At 43.6% G+C, this 4,768-nt stretch carries 5 protein-coding genes and 1 tRNA gene; 2 read left to right on the top strand and 4 right to left on the bottom strand.

Annotation, left to right across the window (positions count from 1 at the left end; translation table 11 throughout):
- Window positions 1–217: 217 nt before the first annotated feature.
- Together HY805_09125 and HY805_09120 are read left to right on the top strand one after the other, a co-directional pair.
- A tRNA-Leu gene (locus HY805_09125) sits at window positions 218–303 on the top strand.
- Window positions 304–342: 39 nt separating this feature from the next.
- On the top strand, window positions 343–1,020 hold the full coding sequence (locus HY805_09120) for a response regulator (protein ID MBI4824370.1): 678 nt from the start codon (window positions 343–345) through the stop codon (window positions 1,018–1,020).
- A gap of 7 nt (window positions 1,021–1,027) precedes the next feature.
- Here HY805_09120 and HY805_09115 read toward each other — a convergent pair whose 3' ends face one another.
- The 4 genes from HY805_09115 to HY805_09100 form a co-directional block, all read right to left on the bottom strand.
- Window positions 1,028–2,275: an HD domain-containing protein gene (locus HY805_09115; GenBank protein MBI4824369.1), complete on the bottom strand. Its 1,248-nt coding sequence runs from the start codon at window positions 2,273–2,275 to the stop codon at window positions 1,028–1,030.
- Window positions 2,272–2,820 carry a PAS domain-containing protein gene (locus HY805_09110; protein ID MBI4824368.1) on the bottom strand — a complete coding sequence of 183 codons (549 nt, stop codon included), beginning with the start codon at window positions 2,818–2,820 and terminating at the stop codon, window positions 2,272–2,274. Before HY805_09110 ends, HY805_09115 begins: the two co-directional genes overlap by 4 nt.
- A 162-nt stretch (window positions 2,821–2,982) precedes the next feature.
- Entirely contained in the window at window positions 2,983–3,810 is an 828-nt protein-coding gene (locus HY805_09105) for a ParB/RepB/Spo0J family partition protein (protein ID MBI4824367.1), read from the bottom strand.
- Window positions 3,782–4,561 carry an AAA family ATPase gene (locus HY805_09100; protein ID MBI4824366.1) on the bottom strand — a complete coding sequence of 260 codons (780 nt, stop codon included), beginning with the start codon at window positions 4,559–4,561 and terminating at the stop codon, window positions 3,782–3,784. The genes HY805_09105 and HY805_09100 overlap by 29 nt, the downstream gene beginning before the upstream one ends.
- Window positions 4,562–4,768: the final 207 nt, after the last annotated feature.

Here is a 4,768-nt window from a genome sequence, read left to right as displayed (position 1 = left end):
ATCTTTCTTTCGATTCCGAACAAGTCGGAAGGATTCCCGACGAGCGGGAATGACAAAACCGTGGGTCATTGCGAGCACCTGTAGGGTGCGTGGCAATCTTGCGTAAGCTGCTGAGATTGCTTCGCTCCGCTTTCAATGACGATTCTCTATCGGCAGATTTGGGATTTTCCTACAGGGGTTGAAAGATAGGTAATTTTTATAGTAAAATTCATTTTGAGCCGAAGTGGTGGAACCTGGTAGACACGCACGTTTGAGGGGCGTGTGGGGAAACCCATGCGGGTTCAAATCCCGCCTTCGGCACCATAATATCGTAGAGGTTAACAAATTCTAAGGGGGGTAGATATGTCTGTGAAGGTTTTAGTCGTAGATGACTCAAAGAGTTTCCTTGACCTCGAGACCTCGTTCCTCAAGAGGTCTGAATGCACTGTCCTTAAAGCCACAAATGGCCTCGAGGCACTTCGCATCGCAAAGGCTGAAAAGCCCGACATAGTTTTCCTTGACCTCGAGATGCCTGTAATGAATGGCATAGAGTGCTGTAGGTTCATAAAAAGCGATATAGAGCTGAAGGACATGCCTGTGGTAATCCTTACTTCCTCTTTCAAGGAATCCGAATGTTATGCCGCAGGGTGCAGTTCCTACCTTAGAAAACCAGTAGATGAAGACATCTTCATCTCGGAGATTAAAAAATTCATCCCGATAAAAGAGCGGACTGATCCAAGGTTTAAGGTGTCCATGCCAGTTAATATTAAATTCAAAGGAACCGGAAGCTCAGGCACTGCAAAAAACATAAGCAGGTTTGGCATTCTGCTTATAACAGAGTCGCCATTTGCAATAGGCTCATCTGTTGGTCTGGAGTTTTCCCTGCCTGATTCAAAAGACAAGATAAAGACAAAAGGCATTGTTATCAGAGAGGCAAGGGATGATTCGGGAGCAAGCGGATTTGGAGTTAGATTCTTTGAGACATTAGATAAAGACCAATCAGCTATTGACTCCTTCATAGCAAAACAGATTGGTGCTTAGAGGAGACTTAACTTAGTATTTTAATGAATGCGGAAACAACGATAGGGTCAAACTGAGTGCCTGAGCATCTTTTAAGCTCTGAGATTGCATATCCCTTTCCGGGTGCAGGTCTATAGGGCCTGTCCGAAGTCATTGAGTCATAGGAATCAGAAACGCAAACTATTCTTGAAAGCAAGGGTATCTCATCTCCTTTAAGTCCATCCACATAGCCTGAGCCGTCAAGTTTTTCATGGTGATGCCTGATGATTGGTATAACATCCTCAAGAGGTTTTATATGCCTTAAGAGTTCTGAGCCTTTTTTAGGATGTTGTTTTACGAGATTAAACTCCTCCTCTGTTAGCTTATCGGGTTTTTCTAAGATTTTATCATATGTCCCTATCTTTCCTATGTCATGAAGTATAGAGGCTATCCTCAAAGTCTCTATGTCTTTTTCGGAAAGCTCCATCTCTTTTGCTATTGCCACGGCGTATAAAGTTACCCTTTCTGAGTGTCCCTTTGTCCATGGGCTTTTTGCATCAATCACATCTACAAAGGCAAATACCAGACCATCAAAGAGAAGTTTCAATTCCTTATAAGAGACATCGAGGTCCTTAAGCATGTTAAAGAACGCTGACTTGCCCTCTATGAGTCTTTTTTCCTTATCCTTAAGCTCTGTAATGTCAACAATCGAATGCACATAAGCAATGCCTTCATCGCTTACCAAGGGAGTTGAGTGAAGTAGAAACCAAAGGTTAAGCCTTTTATCGTAATATTCGAGGCTTTCGGTTTCCAGTGTCTTAAGGGAGACCTTCAATGGACAGCCTTTTATCTCGGATTCTCTTCCATGAACAACCTGATAGCATTTCCTTCCTATAAGCTCTTTAACCGGCAAGGAGTAAAGTCTTGCGATATATTCGTTTGCCTTGAGGATATTGGAATCACTGTCAATAACCATGACTCCATAAGGCATGGAATCAAATGTCTCTCTCCAGTTAGTAAGTGCCCTTTCTAATTTCCCCTCGATCTCAAGTGTCTTTTTGACGAACTTCACCCTTTCACTAATAAGATAGCCCATGATAGTCGTTAAAAACGGGGCAAAAAGTATCAATGCCCTGAACCTGAATCCCATAAGCTCCGAAGAAAGGAACTCCTCAACAAACTGGGAGAATTGCCTTTGCCCGTGCACATAGACGACTAAGACATACAATAGGAGGATGACCCAGCCCATGAGGGAGACATAAACTGCCAGTCTTTGAAGAGGCTCTCTGCCTTTCATTTCTCACCTTTAAGCCTCTTAAGCTCCTGCTTTAGTTTTTCAATCTCATATTTAAGCTCAGTCATCTTCATCTCTCTTCCAACTGCCATTTCATAGAAGTCCTCAAGCTCTTTTACCTTTTTTCCGAGCTCGTCGTTTGTATTTTTTCTTTCGGTTATGTCATTTAGGATTTCAACTATCTCAGTGACCTCTCCGGAGCTGTTTTTTATTGGATATGACCTTATCGAGACATAAACTTCATTGCCGTCTTTGTCTTTATGAGTATGGACTGCCTTTGAAGGCTCTCCTGTTTCAAATGTCTCCTTAACCGGGCATTCACATTCAGGTTTTATCTCAGGGCAGGGTCTTTGAAAGCCATGAGATACCTCATAGCAATGCCTGCCCAACACGCTATTGACAGGGAGCTTTTCCTGCTCCCAATAGGCTTTGTTTGCCATGACAATCCGCATATCCCTGTTAATGACAACAACTGCATCTCCAATGGAATTAAACACAGTACCAAAGAAATCTCTTTCTTTTGCCTCATCCCCGTTTTCTTGTGTCATATCCCTCAGCCCCTTAAATAGTTGTGCGTGACTTCACCCTTTACCAAATGCACTAATATTCAGTCCGAGCCCTATAATATATAGGATTATATAAATCTTACACCATAAAACTCCTCTAGTAAAGAAGCAAAAAGAATGCCTATTGATAAGCGAGGAATAAGCTTATTGGATTAATATATCCAGTAGCCTGTCGAGCTCATCTAAGGAGTAATATTCAATCTCTATACTGCCTCTTTTGCCTTTGTGTCTCAGCCTTACCTTAGTTCCAAGGCTCCTGATGAGTTTTTCCTCGAGCGAGGAAATCTGTGGGTCCCGCGGGGCAGTCTTACGAAAGGGTTTTCTGTCAGAGGAAAGCCTTTTAATTAGGACCTCTGCCTCTCTTACGCTTAAGCCTTTCTTTAGTATTGTCTTTGCGGCATTGATTTGAGTCTGTCTTTCATCGAGGGAAAGGATTGCCCTCGCATGGCCCATGGAGAGCTTGTCATCGTTTATAAGTGCCTTAACCTCTTCAGGGAGTTTAAGGAGTCTCAGATAGTTTGCAACAGTTGCCCTTTCCTTACCAACCTTTTCCGAGAGTTGCTCTTGTGTGAGATTGAAGTCTTTCATTAGTTTCTGAAATGCTTGTGCAGTCTCTATAGGTCCAAGGTCTTCCCTCTGGATGTTCTCTATAAGTGCGACCTCGAGGGAATCCTCGGGTGTTGTATCCCTTATCATGGCAGGGATTTTTTTAATCCCTGCAAGCCTCGATGCCCTCAGCCTTCGCTCTCCTGCTATAATGCCGAATGAGCCATCTCCAGTTCTGCTTACGATAACGGGCTGAAGCACGCCTTTTTCCTTTATGGATAAAGCAAGCTCCTTCAGGGTCTCTTCCCTGAAGATTCTTCTTGGCTGTTCTTTTCCCGGAAGGATACGCTCTATATCGAGAAGGACTATTTCTTCCTTAGACTTTGGGATAAGTGCATCAAGCCCTTTGCCTAATGCCATTTTCATTTAAAATCTCCTTTGCAAGCGTAATATAGCTCTGTGCACCCCTTGAGCGTGCATCATAAAGCAAGACTGGTTTTCCGTGACTTGGTGCCTCTGCAAGTGTAACATTTCGGGGGATTACCGTGTTATAGACCTTTTTGCCAAAGTGTTTTCTCAACTCCTCTTCAACCTGTGACGAAAGAAGGTTTCTTCCATCGTACATAGTCAAAAGCAAGCCCTCTATATAAAGCGATGGGTTAAAAGACTTCCTTACGAGGCTCAATGTCTTTGTGAGCATTCCAAGCCCTTCGAGGGCATAATATTCGCACTGAACAGGCACTAACACAGAGTCTGCGGCAACCATGGCATTTAGGGTCAGTAGCCCAAGAGATGGAGGACAATCTATAAAGATATATCTGAATCTATCCCTTATGGATGAAATCATCTGAGAAAGCAGTGTTTCTCTTCCCTGCTTGTCCACAATCTCAATCTCGACTCCAAGAAGGTCTACTGAGGATGGAATAAGACTCAGGTGATTCACCGCGGTTTTTATGATTGCCTGCTCTATGGTGCATCTTCCTGCATAAACATCATAGAGATTCGCCTGCCCTTGAGTCCGCCCTGCCTCGTAGCCACTCGTTGCATTTCCCTGAGGGTCTGAGTCTATAAGAAGGATCTCCTCTTCTGCAAGAGAAATGGAGGCTGAAAGATTAACTGCGGTTGTGGTTTTTCCAACGCCCCCTTTCTGATTAGCTATGGCAATGACCCTGCCCACAACTTCTATTATAACCTATCAATTACCTCTCTGTCCCCCTTTCTTCCCCGGTAATGTAAAATCTTCTGCCTACATTCAATCTCGAAGTGCAACAGATGCGACTTCAAGGGGCGTCTTGTAGCCCAGACATTTTCTGGGCCTTGTGTTAATTAATGATGCTACCATTGCCACCTGCTCATTGGTTATTTTACCGAAGTCCGTGCCTTT

Source organism: Nitrospirota bacterium, assembly GCA_016207905.1.
Taxonomy (GTDB): Bacteria; Nitrospirota; Thermodesulfovibrionia; order Thermodesulfovibrionales; family JdFR-86; genus JACQZC01.
The sequence above is the reverse complement of the archived record's forward strand: the minus strand, read 5'-3'. Positions and strand labels throughout refer to the sequence as shown.